The 20,871-nt window shown below is 36.2% G+C and carries 15 protein-coding genes; 14 read left to right on the top strand and 1 reads right to left on the bottom strand.

The features are described 5' to 3' along the window. Positions 1 to 373: 373 nt before the first annotated feature. Positions 374 to 1,192: an oxidoreductase gene (locus AC1VAQ_RS01810; protein WP_302599614.1), complete on the top strand. Its 819-nt coding sequence runs from the start codon at positions 374 to 376 to the stop codon at positions 1,190 to 1,192. A gap of 149 nt (positions 1,193 to 1,341) precedes the next feature. After that, positions 1,342 to 2,382, top strand: coding sequence for a helix-turn-helix domain-containing protein (locus AC1VAQ_RS01805; protein ID WP_302599615.1), 1,041 nt, complete (start codon positions 1,342 to 1,344; stop codon positions 2,380 to 2,382). Positions 2,383 to 2,455: 73 nt separating this feature from the next. Here AC1VAQ_RS01805 and AC1VAQ_RS01800 read toward each other — a convergent pair whose 3' ends face one another. Further along, complete coding sequence (locus tag AC1VAQ_RS01800) at positions 2,456 to 3,934, bottom strand: methyl-accepting chemotaxis protein (RefSeq protein WP_302599616.1); 1,479 nt, start codon at positions 3,932 to 3,934, stop codon at positions 2,456 to 2,458. Positions 3,935 to 4,494: 560 nt separating this feature from the next. Between AC1VAQ_RS01800 and AC1VAQ_RS01795 the strand changes: the two genes are divergently transcribed. The 12 genes from AC1VAQ_RS01795 (at position 4,495) to AC1VAQ_RS01740 (ending at position 20,806) form a co-directional block, all read left to right on the top strand. After that, entirely contained in the window at positions 4,495 to 4,710 is a 216-nt protein-coding gene (locus AC1VAQ_RS01795; RefSeq protein WP_479903422.1) for a hypothetical protein, read from the top strand. Between the two features lie 22 nt (positions 4,711 to 4,732). Further along, a complete protein-coding gene (locus tag AC1VAQ_RS01790; protein ID WP_302599618.1) occupies positions 4,733 to 5,179 on the top strand; it encodes a GyrI-like domain-containing protein in 447 nt (148 codons plus the stop codon). Between the two features lie 151 nt (positions 5,180 to 5,330). Beyond that, entirely contained in the window at positions 5,331 to 6,488 is a 1,158-nt protein-coding gene (locus AC1VAQ_RS01785; protein WP_302599619.1) for a PucR family transcriptional regulator, read from the top strand. 170 nt (positions 6,489 to 6,658) lie between these two features. Beyond that, positions 6,659 to 8,011, top strand: coding sequence for an aspartate aminotransferase family protein (locus AC1VAQ_RS01780; RefSeq protein WP_302599620.1), 1,353 nt, complete (start codon positions 6,659 to 6,661; stop codon positions 8,009 to 8,011). A 111-nt stretch (positions 8,012 to 8,122) separates the two neighbouring features. After that, entirely contained in the window at positions 8,123 to 8,674 is a 552-nt protein-coding gene (locus AC1VAQ_RS01775; RefSeq protein ID WP_302599621.1) for a helix-turn-helix domain-containing protein, read from the top strand. Between the two features lie 378 nt (positions 8,675 to 9,052). Continuing rightward, positions 9,053 to 10,465: an APC family permease gene (locus AC1VAQ_RS01770; protein ID WP_302599622.1), complete on the top strand. Its 1,413-nt coding sequence runs from the start codon at positions 9,053 to 9,055 to the stop codon at positions 10,463 to 10,465. A 47-nt stretch (positions 10,466 to 10,512) separates the two neighbouring features. After that, positions 10,513 to 11,643 (top strand): iron-containing alcohol dehydrogenase, encoded by a 1,131-nt coding sequence (locus AC1VAQ_RS01765; protein ID WP_303243720.1) that lies wholly within the window; start codon positions 10,513 to 10,515, stop codon positions 11,641 to 11,643. Positions 11,644 to 11,680: 37 nt separating this feature from the next. Then, the gene (locus tag AC1VAQ_RS01760; protein WP_302598220.1) at positions 11,681 to 12,919 is read left to right on the top strand and encodes an aspartate aminotransferase family protein; all 1,239 of its coding nucleotides are present in this window, start codon (positions 11,681 to 11,683) and stop codon (positions 12,917 to 12,919) included. 245 nt (positions 12,920 to 13,164) lie between these two features. Beyond that, entirely contained in the window at positions 13,165 to 15,576 is a 2,412-nt protein-coding gene (locus AC1VAQ_RS01755; protein ID WP_302598217.1) for a glycoside hydrolase family 2 protein, read from the top strand. A 1-nt stretch (position 15,577) separates the two neighbouring features. Then, positions 15,578 to 17,041, top strand: a complete 1,464-nt coding sequence (locus AC1VAQ_RS01750; protein ID WP_302598216.1) for a DUF6937 domain-containing protein — start codon at positions 15,578 to 15,580, stop codon at positions 17,039 to 17,041. A gap of 53 nt (positions 17,042 to 17,094) precedes the next feature. After that, entirely contained in the window at positions 17,095 to 18,453 is a 1,359-nt protein-coding gene (locus AC1VAQ_RS01745) for a glycoside-pentoside-hexuronide (GPH):cation symporter (RefSeq protein WP_302598215.1), read from the top strand. After that, complete coding sequence (locus tag AC1VAQ_RS01740) at positions 18,446 to 20,806, top strand: alpha-galactosidase (RefSeq protein WP_302598213.1); 2,361 nt, start codon at positions 18,446 to 18,448, stop codon at positions 20,804 to 20,806. The genes AC1VAQ_RS01745 and AC1VAQ_RS01740 overlap by 8 nt, the downstream gene beginning before the upstream one ends. Positions 20,807 to 20,871 lie beyond the last annotated feature (65 nt).

The following is a 20,871-nucleotide window of genomic DNA, read 5'->3' as shown; positions in this document are numbered from 1 at the left end:
TAGAGTAAATATATCTAATTTTAGTACGGCTATCTTATTTTAACAATACGTCTGAGTATTGTACGCTTACAAAAATTTTCTTTCAGGGACTAAAATTAGACAGCTTAAAGTCCAAAGAAAGGATAAAGATTTTATAACAGATAGAGAATTTAATTTATCTTTTTTTGAAGTTTTTTATATAATTTTTTTAAGTCATTAGGGGGCATATAGTCACAATGGCTATGGCTTCTTAAGGTATTATAAAAAGCTTTGATGTATTCAAAATGTATGGCATAAATTGCAGATTCAGTGGCACGAAATGATGTTCAAAAAAAAGAATAAAACTCTATAATAATAATCAGCTAATAAGTAAAGGCATATGGAGGTTATTGATATGGAGAAAAAGATTGCTGTAGTTACGGGTGCATCAAGTGGTATTGGAAAGGAAACGGCTCTTGAACTTAGTAAGAATGGATTTACGGTATATGCAGGTGCGAGAAGAATAGAAAAGATGCAAGGATTGTTAGAAAATGGGATTTATCCAGTTGCTTTAGATGTGACAAGTGAAGAGTCTATGAAACAATGTATAAATGAGATTCTGCAAAAAGAAAAACATATTGATGTACTTGTTAATTGCGCTGGATATGGTTCATATGGTGCTATTGAGGATGTACCTATGCAAGAAGCGCAAAGACAATTTGATGTAAATGTATTTGGGCTTGCGAGAATAATCCAGCTAGTATTACCTGGGATGAGAGAACGTAGGTATGGAAAGATCGTTAATGTATCTTCAATGGGCGGAAAAATTTGGACACGATTTGGCGGATGGTATCATGCAACAAAATTTGCTGTAGAAGGTTTCTCAGATTGCTTGAGATTGGAACTGGAGCCATTTGGTATTGATGTTATCGTAGTAGAGCCAGGTGGAATAAAAACAGATTGGGGTTTTATTGCAGCCAATCATTTAAGAGAAGTATCAAAAGGTGGTGCATATGAAGAAGCAGCAAATAAGGTAGCTGATGGAATCGTAAGAAACTATACTGGAATGCACCTTTCAAGTCCAACAGTAATAGCTAAGACCATTCGAAAGGCAGTTACAGTTAAGAGACCAAAAACACGTTATCTTGTTGGCTTTATGGCTAAACCTATGGTATTAATGAAGAATCTATTTGGAGATAGAGTTTATGATAAGGTTGTAAAAATGTTTATCTAATTGGAGACTAAATACTGATATAGAACAAGTTTAGGTTAAGATAAAAAAATTGGTTTTGCAGTATAAAAGTAGAGTAACAAGCGTAACAATATGATATCAAACGGTTTTTAGACTATCAGAAAAAGTTATGAACGGAGAGGAGCGTTTGAGTGTCACGATTAATCATTGATAGGAAATATGCAGAACTATTGGGTACTGTTGGAATATCTTCTGAGGAGGTTCTAAAAAAGGCAGAGTTACCCAATGATTTATTCAGTCATAAAACACCAACAATAACGGATAAGGAATATTATCGTTTTATGAAAGCGATTGATGAATTATCATTAGCGGATGATCTACCATTAAAACTTGCCACAGCAGAAAACATAGTGGCCTTTTATCCACCAGTATTTGCAGCATACTGCAGTAAAAATGGATTAACCTGTATTCAAAGACTAGCACAATATAAAGCATTGATTGGAACCGTTGTTTTTGATGTAAAGGAAGTTGGGGAAACTATATCAGTAGAAATCGCTTCTGAAAATCATTCACTAGAGCTACCAGAAATTTTAGTAGGAACAGAATTTATTTTTCTTGTGCATCTTATTCGTAGTGCGACTAAGAAAGACATTATACCAGTACAAGTGATGGTAAAGCAAAAGATGAAGAACTCTGTATATGCTGAATTTCTAAAAACTAATTTTAAGGTTGGATCAAAAAATATCATATCCTTCTCAAGACATGATATGATGATTCCTTTTATAACTAGGAATGATTCTATGTGGGAGTACTTTGAACCTGAATTGAAAAAACGTCTTAGTGAAGTGGCAATAGATACTTCTGTTTCTTCAAGAGTGAGGAGTGCTTTAATGGAGGCGTTAGCAGGAGGAGAAAGTAGTATTGAGTATATAGCACATAAACTTGGACTAAGTCGGCGAACATTACAGCGCAAGTTGAAGGAAGAAAACACCACATTTCAACAGCAGTTAAATCATACAAGAGAACTACTTGCAAAACATTATTTAAAAAACACAGATTTAAGTAGTGAAGATATTGCTTATTTACTGGGTTATCAAGATATAAACTCTTTTTTTAGAGCATTTGCTTTATGGACAGGCGTTAATGTAAGTGAGTATAAAAAAGTAAAGAATAGGGTTAGTGAACACAATAAAAATAGTTGCACATCAGCTGTGGTGATAAAAACAATTTAAATAATTATAAAAAGGATTCAAATTGAAGAAAGCATAAATCTTTCATTTAATTTGAATCCTTTTTGTTGTGCCCTTAGAGGTATTTTTTGATTTGTTCAGAGGTTTGTAGAAGTGTTTGAGCAATAGATTTAGTTTGTGTAATTTGTGCATTGTTAGTTTCAGTAGCTGTGTAGCTTTGTTCGATATTTGCAAGGTTAGTTGCACTGGTTGAAGAAATTTCTTCGATGCTACTTACAATTTGGTCATTGGAAGTAAGAAGAGCTTGGATTTTATCGGACACGAGCTCAATGTTGTGATTAACTTCATTGATACTTGTAATAGTTTTGTTAAAGATTGCTGCTGTATTTTGAATGAGCTGGTTTTGAGTAACGTTTGTTGTTCTAAAGTCTTTCATAGCAGTCACGGAAGCTTCCACCATGAGTTGAAGGTCATGGAGAATCGTAGTAATGGTACTAGCTGAGGCACTTGTTTGAGTAGAGAGGCTGCGAACTTCGTCTGCCACAACAGCAAAGCCTTTGCCTGCTTCTCCTGCGCGGGCACTTTCAATAGCTGCATTGAGCGAAAGTATATTTGTTTGATTTGCAATATCTGTAATAGCAGAAGTGATGCGCTCGATTTCTAGTGTTTTTTCTTGTAGGGCAAGCATTGAATTGTATACTGTATCACTATTTGTATTCATAGTAACAGTTTGCTTGGCAAGTTCTTCAATGATTTCTTTCCCCTTATTGATTGCATGAATTGTATTTAAAGAAATTTGTGTCATTATTTTAGAGGCATTAGAGGTATCTACGATAATATGTTGAATATCTTGTGTTAATTGACTTTGTGTTTGGATATTTTGAGTAGTCGTTTCAATGCCGATAGCGATATCATTCATTGTAGTAGCTAAAACATTACTTGATTGTTCAAGATTAGAAACAACAGTATACACTTCTTGTGATTGCGTATCTAATACACGACCTAATTCTAGAACCCTATTTAAAATCTCTGTTTGCTGTTGGCGACTTGATTCAATGGCCTTAATTTTTTCGTTATTCATTTGATTAGCAATATTGGTGCCTAAATAGGCAATGAGGCAGAGTACAAGCATTGAAAAAAGTTGCACTAAATAATCAGTAATATAGTTAGGTGCAGATTGTTTAATAAAGACAATAAGCCAAAATACACGTATCACATTTAGGGCATAGACAATAGAAACAACTCTTTTTATGAATTTTCCATCAAAGTATAAGAAGTATAAGAAAATATGAGGTACTATGTAGATATATACACCCGTGCTGTGTGTTGAAAAGAGAGAAAAGATATAAACAACTAAGAATGCCCAAAAGCTAACTTCTTTAAATAAAGTCGAATTAGGATCTTTATGATAAAGATAAAAAAGCATACCTAGATTAATAAGTGTGAGAATCAGACAGATAAAGGCCACAATAAAAGGTTTCTTTCCGTTAAATACTTCAATAAAGTTTCCTAAAGGTAAAACAATGTTAATAAGAGAGACTAATGTTAAAACAAGTTTATTTGTTCGAGAATAATTAGATGAATAATAGTCCATAAGAAAAACCCCTTTATCAATACATAATTTTAAATGCTTTATAATTATTATCGACGTGTATAAATAGTAGTTTATAGATAAATATAAATAGTTTGAACTTTAAAGCGCATATATAGATTTCACATTTATAAAATTTAGTTATTCGTACTCTTTAGTCATGTGAAATCATTGAGAGAAAACAACTTACGTACATGTATATTTCAAGTTTTTAGTTGGTTTCTCTATAGATTTCACATTTATAAATTTTAGTTATTCATGATTTTTAGTCATGTGAAATCATTGGGAGAAAACAATTTACGTACATGTATATTTTAAGTTTTTAGTTGGTTTCTCTCTAAGTTAGATAAAAATGAGATATAAATAAAAAGAAAATCGTGAAAGGAATTAAAATTAAGGATAAAGAAAGTATAGACAATTCAAAAAGAGAGTAGGATAATTAAAAAGATATATCATAATTTTAGGGCGGAGGGTTATAAACAGATTGCATCCTATCCTATAAATAGAAGGTGATGACAATAATTACATTTTGGAATAGAAGAGAAGTATATATGGGATATTCTATGGAAAGATGTAGTGATATTCGAAGTATACTGAGTCAACATGCGATTAAGTATCAATGTAAGGCAGTCAGTAGGCATAACTCACGAGTACAACCAGGAGTGGGAGGTATTTTGAAAGGCTTGGATGAAAAAGTTGAGTCGAGATATCTGTATTATGTGTATGTACATAAGACGGATTATGACAAGGCATGTAAAGTGATAGCAGATAAGCAGTAAGTAGCGTGTTATGGAGGTAAATATGGGGTATAGGACTGTTTTCAAAGAAGCATTTAACGTAGTAGGAATCAGAAAGTTAACTGAGCAACCTGGTGGGGTATGGGCTATAGTGAAGAATAATGGTAGTATAGCAAAAATGGAAGAAATTGCAGGAAGGGGGAAGGTGACATTAGGTTTATGTTTTGGGTTTGATGAAAAGGGTTATAACGATAATATGGTAGGGTTTGAGGCAGCCCATAAGATTGAAGGATATGATTTTTATGCTTATCCAGCAAGCAAGTGGATTGAGGTTACTGCGGAAGGTAAAATTTCTGAAGGAATCTTGTGGAAAACGTGGCAGTATATTCATGAGGAATTAATCGATAAGAAAATTATTAAACAGAGGAACGTTCCAACTATAGAAGATTATGTGGTATGGGATGAAGTGCATGATTGTTGCAAGATTATTATTAGTGTAGCAATCTGTTAGACTAGTGTAAAGAGATGGAGGCATACTTAAATCAGCAATTAGTGTGAAAATAAATGTATAAAGGGTGAGAATAAGATGTTAATTTCTATAAAGAAGCCTCATTTAGTGAGTAGCCTTATTTTGGGAGAATTTCTAGAGGAGGCTTTAGTGCGTGGCAATTAGCTTAAAACAGGTTTACTTGGAGACAAAGCAAAAGTATCAGCTTGAGCTTGTAGCAGGAGAAGCTGGACTAGAGCGTATGATAAACTGGGTTTATCGTATGGAAAGTTTGGAGGATATTGAGTTTTTAAAAGGCGGCGAGCTTATTATTACAACAGGTTTTATTTTTCAGCAGGATGAGGCGTTATTACAGCTTCTTAAGGCGCTTAAAGAAAAAAGATGTTGTGGACTTATTTTAAATATAGGTAAGTACATAGAAAGTGCTTCTTTGCCAGTAAGACAGTATTGTGAGCTGCAGAAGCTGCCTTTGTTTGAAATGCCATGGGAAGTACATATTATGGAACTTTCCCGGGATTACTATAAACGCATTGATCAAAGTGAACGAATAAGTCAGGAGCTTTCAGAAGCTTTTCATGTAATTTTGGAGCATCCGGATATGATGCGTGCCTATAAAAATGTATTGGAGCAAAATGGATTTTTAGAGGTGCAAAGCTATTACTGCGTATTGTTACATGGCATAGCAGTAGCAGATGAAAGTTTAAATGAAGCTATTGGATATATGATGCGAAAGGTACCGTGTTATTGTCTGCTAGAATATGAGGGAGATTACCTGTTGATTGTTGCAGCAGAAGAAGAACAGCTCCTTAAGTCATTAGCCTATAAGCTGCAAAGCAGATGTGAAGAAATAAACGGGCAGGGAACAATATATGTGGGGATAGGAAGTAAGGCAGAAAATTTGCAGCTTTTAATGTATAGCTTAAAGAATGCTAGAGCTGCCCTTCAAAAGGGGATGTATTTTGAAGAAAAGGTAACAGTTTTCGAAGAAATGGGAATGTATCAGATCCTAATGTCGGTGTCTCAGGAGGCGGTGCTTAAAAGATACTATGAGCGGTATTTGGCACCTTTGGTAATATATGACCAGATCCATCAGATGGACCTAATAGAAACGCTGCGTCTATATTTAAAATATGATGGCAGTGTAAGCCGTGTGGCAAAAGAATTATTTGTGCATCGTAATACAGTAAATCACCGCATGAGCCGGATTAAGGAAATTTTACAGTTACAGTTAGAAATAAGCGAGGAATGTTTTAACGTGCAAACGGCATTATACATTTATGATTTATATGCCTTAAGAAAAGAAGTGCAGTAGTCAGCTAGCACAATTAAGCGACTGATAGGTTGGGCTGATTGGATATTGTAAAAGGACAAAGTTATATTATAATAGACTCATAAAAACAAAGGCGTTTGCAAAGTTGCAAGCGCCTTTATTTATGCAAAAAATAATTATTATAATTAGGAACATAAATGGAGGGATTTAAGATGTTAAGAGAAGCATTGCCAGAAATTAAAACAGCAGTATTACCAGGTCCTAAAGCGGCTGAAATGATTGAGAGAAGAAAAAATATAGTGCCAGATGCAATAAAATGTGTGTATCCTTGTGTGATGAGTCGGGCAGAAGGGGCAATGATAGAAGATGTAGATGGTAACATTTTCTTAGATTGGATTGGGGGTGTAGGTGTTTTAAATGTAGGGCACACGCATCCAGATTTAGTGGCAGCAGTAAAAGCACAAGCAGATCGCTATTTCCATGGAATGTTTAATATTGTAACCCATGAAGGTTATGTGGCACTTGCTGAGAAATTGGCAGCTGTAGCACCTATTAGAGGAGATGAGAAAAAAGTCATGTTTGCCAATAGTGGGGCAGAAGCTGATGAAAATGCAGTTAAGATTGCCAAGGGTTATACGAAACGACCTAATATTATCGTATTTTCTGGCGCTTTTCATGGACGTACTATGCTGACTATGGCTATGACAGCTAAAAAAGCTTATGCTGTAGGCATGGGACCTTTTCCAGAGGGGGTATACCGGGCAGAATATCCTTATTTATATCGTAAACCAGTAGGTATGAGTGAACAGACAGCTATTGATTATTATGTACAAAGCTTAGAAATGGTCTTTGAAAACTGCTCACCTGCAGAATATGTGGCAGCTATTGTTGTGGAACCATTACAAGGTGAAGGTGGATTTATTCCTGCACCTATTGAATGGGTCAAAGCTGTACGTGCTATTTGCGATCAGTATGGGATTTTGCTTATAGCAGATGAAGTACAAACTGGTTTCTGTCGTACGGGTAAAATTTTTGCCTCTAAATATTGGGAGGAAGCAGGCTGCGCACCAGATATGATTGCAACAGCTAAATCTATTGCTGGTGGTGTACCACTTAGTGCGGTTATTGCAAGCCGTGAAATAATGGATGGTGTACCTGGTGGCGTTATAGGCGGAACTTATGGTGGAAATGCTTTGGCTTGTGCAGCTGGGCTTGAGGTACTTAAAGTCATTGAAGGAGATCATTTAGAAGAACGTGCGCAGGAGATTGGCAAGAAATGTTTTGAGAGATTTAATACGTGGAAAGACAAATATGAAGTGGTAGGGGATGTCCGCGGACTAGGTGCCATGATTGGCATTGAGTTTGTAAAAGACAAACAAAGTAAGACGCCTTACCCTGAATTTGTAAGTAAACTGATAGGAAGCTGTGCTCAAAAAGGATTGCTTATTGAAAATGCAGGTATTTATGGAAATGTCGTACGTTTTCTTGCGCCACTTGTGATTACAGATGCCCAATTAGAAGCAGGATTTGAGATTTTTGAAGCTGCAATTATTGAAAATATATAAAATAAATGCAGAGTATATAAGGCTTAGTAGGCATGATAAAAGCAGTATGCTACAATAGGGGTATAAAATGAATGCCAATAAACATCTGTGGGAATAAAGGAGATTTTAAGCATGGATTACTTAAGCCATAATGTAGCGGTGAATTTAAAACGTATTCGCAAGGCTAAAAAAATGAGTTTAGAGATGGTAGCAGAACAAACTGGGGTAAGTAAAAGTATGCTAGGTCAAATAGAAAGAGGAGAGTCTAATCCTACCATTAGTATACTTGGGAAAATCGTAAGTGGGTTAAGAGTGACCTTTGATGATTTGGTAGGGGAACCGAGTTTGCCCATTTTTACAGTCAAAAAAGAAGAGTTAGTACCTGTTAAGGAAGAGAAGGATCAGTATAGTGTGTATTGTTACTTCCCTTATGAAGCAAGACGGAATTTTGAGGTATATACTATAGAGATCGCACCGGGTAAAGCTTATGAAAGCGGTGCACATGGCGAAAAGACTATTGAGTATATTACGGTGGTTAAGGGAAAACTTTGTTTAGAGACAGAAGAGGGGAACGTCATTATAGAAGCGCCAGATGCTGTACGTATAAATACAGATATGGCACATATTTATCGTAATGCTACGAAGGAGCAGCTTGTGTTAAATGTACTTTTCTTTTGGGTTTAAATGTACTTTTCTTTTGGGTTTAAATGTACTTTTCTTTTGGGTTTAAATGTGCGTTATAGTGCACGATATGTATACGGAAGCTTAGAACTAATAACGATATTAAAATTAATAAATCATATGATGCACATGAGTTTAATGTGAAAAATATACAATAAAAATGAAAATAAAATAAATTTAATAAATTAAGTTATTGACACTATAACGCATGAGTGCTATAGTGTATGTATCAAATAAATATTAGCTATTTTTAAGTGGAACAAAGGCGTTTCAGAGAATCTCTCTGAAGCGCCTTTTTTAATTTATTTGGAAACAAAGGCGTTACAAATAAAAAGCAAATAACAATGATTTCAAGTTATTAAAACAAAAGGAGGAATTTTAATGGGAGAATCAAAATTTGACCGCGTTTTAAGTAAGAAAGATATTTTTGCTATTGCATTTGGCGCTATGATTGGCTGGGGCTGGGTTGTAATGGCTGGAGATTGGATTCTAGGAGCTGGCACAATTGGTGCAATGATTGCTTTTGCAATCGGTGGCATCATGGTATTATTCGTAGGCTTAACATATGCAGAACTCACAGCAGCAATGCCACAGTGTGGTGGAGAACATGTATTTAGTTATAGAGCGCTTGGAAAGAATGGATCATTTATATGTACTTGGGCAATTATCTTGGGATATGTTGGCGTTGTTGCCTTTGAGGCATGTGCTTTTCCAACGGTTATTCAGTACATTGCCCCAGGTTTTTTGAAAGGCTATATGTATACGATTGCAGGATTTGATGTTTATGCAAGCTGGGTTGCAGTAGCGATTATTGCTTCTATTATTATTACAGGAATTAACTTTTTTGGGGCAAAACCTGCTGCAGTGCTTCAAACTGTTTTGACAATGGGGATTGCAGCTATAGGAATTGCGTTAGTGGCAGGATCAGCTTTATCAGGTGATGTAGAGACGATGGAACCACTTTTTCATAATGGTATAGGCGGCATTTTAAAAGTAGCCGTTATGACACCTTTTATGTTTGTTGGATTTGATGTGATTCCACAAGCAGCAGAAGAAATTAATGTACCTTTTAAAAAGATAGGAAAAATTATGATTTTATCCATTGCAATGGCAGTTGTTTGGTATGTATTAATCATTATTGCAGTTTCAATGGTCATGGATAAAACGTCTATGGAAGCATCTACACTTACAACGGCTGATGCTATGATGAGAGCCTTCGGTAACTCAAAACTTGCAGCGAATGTAGTTATTATAGGGGGGATGGCAGGTATTTTAACAAGCTGGAATTCATTCTTTATGGGCGGTTCAAGAGCAATTTATGCACTTGCTGAATCACATATGTTGCCAGCACCTTTAAAGAAGCTTCATCCAACATATAAGACACCTACAAATGCAGTTTTACTGATTGGAATTATCTCTTGTGTGGCACCATTCTTTGGAAGAGCTATGATGGTATGGCTTACAGATGCAGGAAGCTTTGGTGTAGTTGTCGCCTATGTACTCGTTGCGCTTTCATTCGTTGTCTTAAGATATAAAGAGCCGGAGATGCCAAGACCTTATAAAGTGAGATATGGTAAGGCAGTTGGTATTATAGCAGTAATTTTGGCAGGGCTTATGGCTATGTTATATGTCATTCCAGGCTTTTCATCAGCTCTTGTAATGGAAGAGTGGATTATTGTAGGTCTTTGGATTGTAGCTGGTGCGATTTCATATTCTTATGCAACGGCTAAATATGGCAGCGAATTTGGAGCACATCGCATGGTTTATTATGTAGAGCCAGAAGTGAGTGAGTAGTCACATTAAAAATTTAAATAGATAGAACAAATGAAGGAGGAGTTAGAATGAAGTTTAATTATTACTTACCGATTAACTTATTATTTGGGGCAGGAAGAGTAGGTGAGTTGGGAGAAGAAGTGAGCAAGTATGGAAAGAAGGCACTTCTTGTAACAGGAAGAAACAGTACAAAGAAAACAGGCCTTTTGAATCGGGCAATTAAACTACTTGAAGCAGCTGATGTGGAAGTTGTGGTTTTTGATCAAGTCAGTCAAAATCCTTTGAAGTCTACGGTACTTGAGGGCGTAAGCGTTGCAAAAGCTGAAGATTGTGATGTGGTTGTAGGGCTTGGGGGCGGTAGCATTATGGATGCAAGTAAGGCTATTGCCTTTATGGCAAAGAATGAAGGTGAACTCTTTGATTATATTTATGGCAAGAAAACAAGTGATGTGGCACTTCCCATAGTACTTGTGCCAACTACCTGTGGGACAGGAAGTGAAGGAAATTGCTTCGCTGTTGTGACAGATGATGAGACTAAGGATAAGAAATCGCTACGCTGTAATGCGATTGTTGCAAAAGCATCCATTATTGATCCTGAGCTGATGATGACAATGCCAAAGTCAATTTTAGCTTCAGTGGGATTTGATGCCTTATGTCATAATATGGAGGCGTACCTTTCAAAAAATGCACAACCTATGACGACGATGATGGCAATTGAGGGGATGAAATTATTAGGGCACTATTTAGTGGCAGTTTATAATAACCCAGAAGATAAGGAAGCCTTTGAAGCGGTGACTTGGGCAAGTACATTAGGCGGTATTGTGATTAATACTGCAGGTGTGACAGCTGCGCATGGCATGGAACATCCAGCGAGTGGGCTGAAAGATATCGTACATGGCAAAGGTCTTGCAGCTTTGACTCCTATTATATATGAAGCCTCTATTAAGACAGCACCAGAGAAATTTGCAATGATTTCAAGACAGCTTGGCGGACAGGATGAAATGGACTGTGTGTTACAAATTCGTAACCTGCTTAAGGCATTGGACTTGGAAACAACGCTTGGGGCGCAGGGCATTGAAGAAAAAGATATTGATTGGATGGCAGAAAATTGTTTAAAAGTTTCAGCAGTAAGTATGGCTATTCATCCTAAGCAGTTTACATTAGAGGAGATTAAGGATTTATATCGCAAAGCACTTTAAAATTTAAATAAAAATAAAACTATTGGAGGAGATTAATATGAAATTATCAGAAACAGGATTAACAGCACAAGAGGTAAAAGAATTAGTAAGCAAATACATGATTGATACTTATGAAAGATTTGATTTCATAGCTGAGACAGCTGAAGGGATGTATCTCTACGATGAAAAAGGCGAAGCTTACTTAGATTTTTATGGTGGAATTGCAGTAAATAGTGCAGGGAACTGTAATGAAAAAGTAGTTGCCGCTATTAAAGACCAAGTAGAGGATATTATTCATACTTTTAACTATCCATATACCATTCCACAAGCACTTCTTGCTAAACTAATTTGTGAAACAATTGGCATGGATAAAATTTTTTATCAAAGCACAGGAACAGAAGCAAATGAAGCGATGATTAAGATGGCTAGAAAATACGGTGTAGAAAAATATGGCCCTCATAAATATCATATTGTAACAGCTAAAAATAGTTTTCATGGTAGAACATATGGTTCAATGTCTGCTACGGGTCAACCAGATAACGGTTGTCAAATTGGCTTTAAACCTATGGTGCCAGGCTTTACCTATGTAGATTACAATGATCTTGAAGCTTTTAAAGCAGCTTGTAATGAAAATACAATTGCAATTATGTTTGAACCAGTACAAGGTGAAGGCGGTGTTCATCCAGCAACAATGGAATTTATGAAAGGAATTCGTGAGTTTTGTGATGAGAAAGGAATTTTATTACTTTTAGATGAGGTGCAAACAGGATGGTGTCGTACAGGTAAACCAATGGCATATATGCACTATGGCGTGAAACCAGATATTGTGTCTATGGCAAAGGCTATGGGTGGTGGTATGCCAATTGCAGCAATTTGTGCAAATGCTGAGGTGGCTAAAGCTTTTACACCTGGTTCACATGGCACAACCTATGGTGGTAATCCAGTTTGTTGTGCAGCATCTTATGCACAAATCAAAGAATTATTAAACCGTAATTTAGCAGGTAATGCAGAAGAAGTTGGAGAATATTTTATGAGTAAACTTCAAGATTTACCACATGTCAAAGAAGTAAGGGGCAAAGGTTTACTTGTCGGTGTTGAATTTGATGAGGATATCGCCCTTGATGTAAAACATGGCTGTTTTGACCGTAAATTACTAATTACGGCTATTGGTAAAAATACAATTCGTATGGTTCCACCACTTATTGCAACGAAAGCGGATTGTGATAAGGCGTATAGCATTATTAAGGAAACTGTGGAAGCAATTATTGGAAGTAAAGATGAAGCAGTAACAGCCTAATGGAAACTGAGAAGCTGTAATAGGTGTGTATAAATGACAAAAATGAATAATATATAGATAATAAAAAGTGTTTTATTGTGCAATATGTATAATAAAACACTTTTTATTTGTTTAAAAATTAATTGAATTGACATAAAAATAGTGGTAAAATCAAGGAAACTGAAAAAGTTAAATAAGTTTCTTTTGGCTAAAATAAGCATATTTTTTAAAAGACTTATAGGAAGAAATAGGAGTAAAGATTAAAAATGGAACGTATTTATTTAAATAATGGCTGGTCTTTTATGAAGGTGTTTGAAAAGTGCCTATTAGAAGCAGACTTTAATGTAGATATTTTAGAAAAAGTAAGAATCCCACATACGAATCAAGAACTTACGTATCATTATTTTGATGAAAAAGAGTATCAAGGAGTTTGCGGTTATCGTAAAGACTTTAAAGCAAATGAGGCATGGCGAGAAAAAGCTGTCCACTTAACTTTTGAAGGCGCAGCACATGAAGCGCAGGTTTATATTAATGGGCATAAGGTGATTGTGCATCAAGGTGGTTATACAGCTTTTACAGTAGATATTACAGCTTATTTAAATTTTAAGGGGACTAATAGCTTAGTTGTAAGGCTAGATACCAGAGAAAGTTTAAATATACCTCCTTTTGGACATGTAGTAGATTATTTAACCTATGGTGGCATTTATCGTGAAGTTTATTTGGAAGTTAAAAACAAGGTACATATTGAAGATATCTTTGTTATGACAGAGAAAGTGTTAGAGAAAGAAAAAACATTAAAGCTACAAGTGGCTCTTAACAAGTGGGAAGAAGAGTTATATGTTATCTCACAAATTAAATCTTGTACCACAGGTAAAAAGATTGAATTTGGAACTACCTTGTTAGAAAATCAAGAACAAACTTTAGCTTACAAGGTTACAGATGTTGCTTTATGGGATATAGAAAATCCTAATTTATATGTTTTAGAAACAAAGCTTTTTAAAGGCATACATTTACTTGATACTTATACTGTGAAATTTGGTTTTCGTGAAGCAAAATTCATGCAGGATGGGTTTTATTTAAATGATAAAAAGGTTAAGTTAAGAGGCTTAAATCGTCATCAAAGTTATCCGTATGTTGGTTATGCTATGCCAAAAATGCCACAAATCAATGATGCCAATATCCTAAAAAATGAATTAGGTGTTAATGCGGTTAGAACTTCTCATTATCCGCAATCCCATGATTTTATTAACAGGTGTGATGAGTTAGGCCTTTTAGTTTTTACTGAGATGCCAGGCTGGCAGCATATAGGTGATAGCAGTTGGCAGGAAGTAGCTTGTGAAAATGTTAGAGAAATGGTACAGCAATATCGTAATCATCCATCCATTGTTTTATGGGGCGTACGTATTAATGAGTCAAGAGATGATGAAGCGTTTTACAAGAAAACCAATGAAATTGCCCATCAATTAGATCCAAGTCGCCAAACAGGTGGTGTAAGGTGCCATACTAAAAGTCAACTTTTAGAAGATGTCTATACGTATAATGACTTTGTTCATGAAGGGCATAATAAGGCACTCAGTAAAAAGCGTTCTGTGACAAGCCATACTAAGGCGCCTTATCTTGTTTCAGAATATAATGGACATATGTATCCGACAAAGGCCTTTGATGCACAAGCGCATCGCCTTGAACATGCACTTAGGCATGCAAGGGTTTTAGATACCTTATATGAAGAAACGGATATTGCAGGTGGTTTTGGCTGGTGTATGTTTGACTACAATACTCATCAAGACTTCGGTAGCGGAGACCGCATTTGTTATCACGGTGTAATGGATATGTTCCGTAATCCTAAGATGGCCACTTATGTTTATGCAGCGCAGCAGGATGAAACAAGTGTATTAGAAATAAGTAGTAGCATGAATATAGGGGAGCAGCCAGGCGGTATTTTAGGTGAGATATATGCTTTTACCAATGCAGAGAGCATACGTGTTTATAAAAATAATGTATTTATGAAAGAATACTTATGTGAGGATACAACGTTTAAACATATGCCCCATGGACCGATTTGCATAGATGATTGGATCGGCAGTCAGCTGGAAAGTGCAGAAGGGTACAGCAAGGGAAAAAGTGAAGGGATTAAAAAGGTACTTCTTGCAGGGGCAAAATATGGAATGAGTCATTTGTCGCTAAAAGAGAAACTGCGAGCACTTAAACTTATGATATGTAATGGCATGACATTTAAAGAAGGGCTGGAACTTTACAATAAATACATTGGGAACTGGGGCGAAGAAGTTGTAAGCTACCGATTTGAAGCAATTAAAGATGGCAAGGTAGTACGTACAGTAACGAGGGCGCCTATGACTAAAGTGAGACTTGAAGTAGATGTAGATCACAATGCATTAGTTGAAGATACAACGTATGATGTAGCAAGTGTACGCATTCGTGCTGTAGATGAGCATGGCAATGTATTAAACTTTTACGGCGAAGCCATTTGCTTAGAAACAGTAGGTGAGATTAGCTTGATAGGACCTTCTCATACGAGCTTAAAAGGTGGTATGGGGGGCACGTATGTAAAAACCACAGGAAAATGTGGGAGCGGAAAGTTGAAAATAAGTGGCAATGACTTTGAAACAGTAGTTGTCCCATTTACAGTACAATTAAATAATCAAAAAGGAAGTAGATAATATGGCAAAATCAAAAGTGATTTTTGGAAATCAAATGCCGCAGCATGTGGTGAAAAAAGCTGAGAAATCAAAAGCAAAATATATGAAAAAATTTGGGGATGACAGTGATGTGAAATATCCACTAGCAATTACAACAAACCCCTACATAGGAGACATATTGGGCGTTAAAAATATTGAGATTGCCTCAGAGGATGCAAAAGTACCATTTGACATGGAAAAAGGTGTTATTGTTGGTAATATTCGAATGGGCTTTGGTCATTATCGCATTTCTATGGCTATTGCTTCAGCGGCACATGCTATGGGGTATGTACCGTACTGGATGGATTTAAATAGCTATAAAGAAACAACCGGTGGGAAAGTGATTAATGCACAAAATAATTTATATTCTATGGGCTCAAGACTTTCGGCAAAAAGTAAGTTGTTTAACCGTTTTGTATGGGAACCAATGAACTATGAAGGTTTTAGAAAGTTATCATACAATGCCGCAGATCAAAAGAATGCAGAGCTTATGACAAGTGTATTTAAAAATGTACCTAAGGAGATGCCGGTCATTGCAACTCACGTATGGCCAGCACAAGCAGCGCTTCATGCAGGGATGAAACAGGTAGTGAATGCCATTCCGGATAACTGGCCAATGGCACTTCATTTAGCAGAAGGTAGTATCCATACTGTACAAACTTATTCTTCTTATTTAGGGTATCGTACCTTACACGGCATGGATAAAGATAAGGTGTTAAAACCGATGGCAGCAGAGGATATTACTTATACGGGGCATTATATTGACCATGAACTTGTAAGTAATATTGAAGTAGATTGCAAGGCAAGAGTAGAACGTATGCAAAATAATAAACCGATGCGTTTCTTGTTAACAATTGGCGGTGCAGGTGCACAAAAAGAAGTTTTTGCGGCTATTATTAAACACCTAATGCCAGCCATTAAAGCAAAGAAAGCAGCCCTTTATGTAAATGTAGGTGATTACAAAAATGTATGGGATGAGTTATGTGACGAAATAAAAGAATTAAAAGCGCAAACTACAGCGCATTTTAATAACTGGATGGAAACAAAAACTTTTGCAGAAACTGCTCTAACAGGAGGAGTAGAGGGTATTCATAGCTTTTATCATGAAAATATTTTTGAAGCAGTCTATGCAACTAACCTTTTAATGCGAAGCACCGATGTATTAGTGACTAAGCCAAGTGAACTTGCTTTTTATCCAATTCCGAAACTTTTCATTAAACGTGTAGGTGGGCATGAGATGTGGGGCGCTATTCATGCGGCAGAGATTGGCGATGGTACAATTGAATGTGAAAGCATTGACTATACATTGCAAATGCTAGATTTGTTCTTAACGGATCATCAGCTTTTAAATAGTATGTGTAATAATATTGTAATGAATAAAGCAGTAGGTATTTATGATGGGGCCTATAAGGTAGTGGAACTAGCGATGCAAAATAAAAAAGCATAAGATGTAAGAATGTACTAGCAAACAAGTTTACAATAATGAACAGGGGTGAAGGTATGGCAGGATTATCAATAAGGGAAAAAGCTGCTTATGGGACTGGGGCAGTAGGAAAAGATATGGTGTATGCATTTGTATCAGGATTTTTAATGTATTATTATAATACAGTTCTTGGCATAAGCGCTACTTTTATTGGTGTACTTTTTATGGCAGCTAGGATTTTTGATGCGATTAATGACCCAGTAATGGGGATTTTAGTTGAAAAGACGCATACCAGGTTTGGCAAGTTTAGGCCGTGGCTTTTTATCGGCACAATTTTAAATGCTGTGATTTTATATGCTATGTATGCCGTTCCAGAAAGTTTAACAGGCAGTGGGCTTTTACTATATACTTCGGCTGCATATATTTTATGGGGCATGACCTATACAATCATGGATATTCCATACTGGTCAATGATTCCTGCTATTACTGAGTCTGGCGGGGACCGTGAAAATATGTCCGTGATAGCAAGAAGTTGTGCAGGTCTAGGATATGCTATTCCAACAGCACTTACGATGGTGTTGGTACCACTTTTAGGCAAACAAAATGAACGTTTAGGCTTTGCTATTTTTGCGGCAATTGTGGCAGTATTCTTTGTGATTTCCATAAGTGTGACAGTATTTAATGTGAAAGAAAAGCAAGTGATTCATAAAAAAAGTGTGACAGTGAGAGAGATGTTTTCTTCTTTAATACATAATGACCAAGCTTTAATTATTGTTGTAAGTATTATTATGTTTAATGCATCGCTTTATTTAACCCAACAGTTAGCTATTTATTTCTTTAAATACGATATAGGAAATGTTGGGCTTTATGGTGTGTTTGGAACGGTAGGGGGACTTGCGCAAATTTTAGCGATGATGACGCTTCCTATACTCCGTAAACGTTATGGGTGTAAGAAAATACTAGTAGGTGCCATTGGTGCTACCTTAGTGGGATATACCTTGTTATTTGTATTAGGTTCATTGAATGTAACCAATATCGTACTGCTTTGTGGTGCAGCTGTTATTATTTTCTTAGGGTTTGGCCTTGCAACCGTATTAACAACCATATTCCTTGCAGATACAGTAGATTATGGGGAGTGGAAACATCAGCAAAGAAATGAAAGTGTTATTTTTTCGCTTCAAACATTTGTTGTAAAACTTGCTTCTGCAATTTCTGTTTTTATTGCAGGGATTGGGCTAGATATTATTGGGCTTAACAAAGATGCAGTAGTACAAAGTCCACAGACTTTGCTAGGACTTCGCATCTTAATGATTATTGTACCAATGTTAGGACTTAGTGCATCTATTATTTTCTTTGTTAAAAAATATAAGTTAGATGAAGCAATGCTTACACAAATTACAAGGGACTTAAAACAAGGAGTTGAAATAAATGATTAGACAAGAAGGCAATTTATTTATACTAGAAACAAAAGGCACAACCTATTGCTTTCAAATATTACCATCGGGGCATCTAGAACATCTTTATTATGGGCAAAAAGTAAATATGTTGGCTGATGCCAGTGGCGTGAGTGAAAAGCATCATTTTAATGCAGGCAATTTAATTGGGTACTCGAAAGAGTACCCTTGGCTTGGTTTAGAGGATTATTGCCTGGAAATGTCTTCTTTTGGCAAAGGGGATATTAGAGAGCCTTTTATAGAAATTATATATGCAGATGGCAGTAGAAGTAGTGACTTCTTGTATGAAAGCGCCTCTATTTATAAAGGGAAAAAAGCTTTTAACACACTGCCTTCTTCTTATGGGAATGAAGATGAGGTGATGAGTCTAGAAATTATCCTAAGGGATGTCAATGAAGACTTAAAGCTTGTACTTTGTTATAGTGTTTATGAAAAGTGTGACGTGATTACAAGAAGCAGTAAGCTGATTAATGAAAGTGATGAAAAGTTACAACTACTGCGTTTAATGAGTACCCAGTTAGACTTTGATCATAATGAATATCAGTTCACGAATTTCTGTGGGGCGTGGGCGAGAGAGATGAATCGTTATAATCATTTATGCCATCAAGGTAAAATTGTAAATAGCGCCATGACAGGGACATCAAGTAGTCGGAGTAATCCGTTTGTAATGATTAGCAGTTTGGAAGCATCAGAAGACTTCGGCGAATGTTATGGCCTAAATCTGATTTATAGTGGTAACCATTATAGTAGTGTAGAGACCAATAGCTTTGGCAAATTGCGATTTGTAAGTGGGATTAATCCGCAAGGCTTTTCGTATGAGATAAAGTCGGGAGAATGCTTTGAAGCACCTGAGGCAGTGATGAGCTTTTCAAATAAGGGCTATAATGGCATGAGTCAGAATATGCATGCCTTTGTTAGAAAACACATTGTACGTGGGGCTTGGCAGTATAAAGAGCGCCCAATTCTCATTAACAGTTGGGAAGCTGCGTATTTCAACTTTGATGAAGGTAAACTCGTTAAGATGGCAAAGGCAGCAAAAGAAGTAGGCATTGAGCTTTTTGTTATGGATGATGGCTGGTTTGGAGAAAGAAATGATGATACCACTTCTTTGGGCGATTGGGAGGTTAATACAAAAAAATTACCAAAAGGGCTTAAGGGGCTATGTGACAAAATCAATGCATTGGATATGGCATTTGGGATTTGGGTAGAGCCAGAGATGATTAGTGAAAAAAGCAAATGCTATATGCAGCATCCAGAGTGGGCTGTTAGAATTCCTGGGAAGCCTCATTCCGAAGGGCGAAACCAAATGCTTTTAGATTTAACACAAGAGGTAGTGCAAGAGTATATTATTACATCGATGTCTAAAGTATTTGAAAGCGCCAATATTACTTATGTGAAGTGGGATATGAATCGTATTTTTTCGGATTATTATTCAGCCAGTTTAGGACCGAATCAGCAAGGAGAATTTTGTCATCGTTATGCAGTAGGGCTTTACCATATATTAGAGGCGCTAACACAAAGATTTCCACATATCTTATTTGAAGGTTGTGCAGCTGGGGGCAATCGCTTTGACCTAGGTATGCTTTGTTATATGCCGCAAATATGGGCAAGTGATAATACAGATGGAGTTTGTAGGGCGAAGATTCAAACGGGGTATAGCTATGGTTATCCTATGTCTGTTATAGGCGCACATGTATCAGGATGCCCAAATCACCAGACATTACGCAGCACGCCTCTTGAAACACGTTTTAATGTAGCGGCCTTTGGTATTTTAGGTTATGAATGTCATATAGGAGAATTGAATAGTGAAGAAAAAGAGGCAGTGAGGGCACAAATTGAACTTTACAAAAAATATCGCAGTGTACTTCAGTTTGGAACTTATTACCGTATACAAAATGGCGAAGATACGGATTATACTAAAGGATGTTATAAATGGATGAGTGTTTCAGCGGACCAAAAGACAGCACTAGGCATGTATTTGCAAACACAAGTGATGCCAAATAGTTATTATGGTAAGTTTAAAACCAAAGGATTAGATGACAATAAAACTTATCATTTTACAAATCGTCAGTTAAAATATAATCTCAAAACCTTTGGGGATTTGATTAATGCAGTGTCACCTATTCATATTAAACAAGATTCACTTGTGCATCACATTGTTGCAAAAGTGGTAAAGATGGAGGGAGAAACAGAAGACTATGTCATGTCTGGTAGCATGTTAAATTATATGGGTGTTAAGTTAAAACAAGGTTTTGCTAGTACTGGATATGATACAGAGATTAGATTGTTTCAAGATTTCAGTTCAAGGCTTTATATAATGGAAGAAGTGAAATAAATTGAATTAACATAAATATAATGCTAGAATAGAAATAATAAAGAAGTATTTTGTTTTTCCTTATA

The organism is Cellulosilyticum sp. (assembly GCF_982396655.1).
Note: the sequence above shows the minus strand (reverse complement) of the source record. Positions and strands in the feature narration are given on the sequence as shown.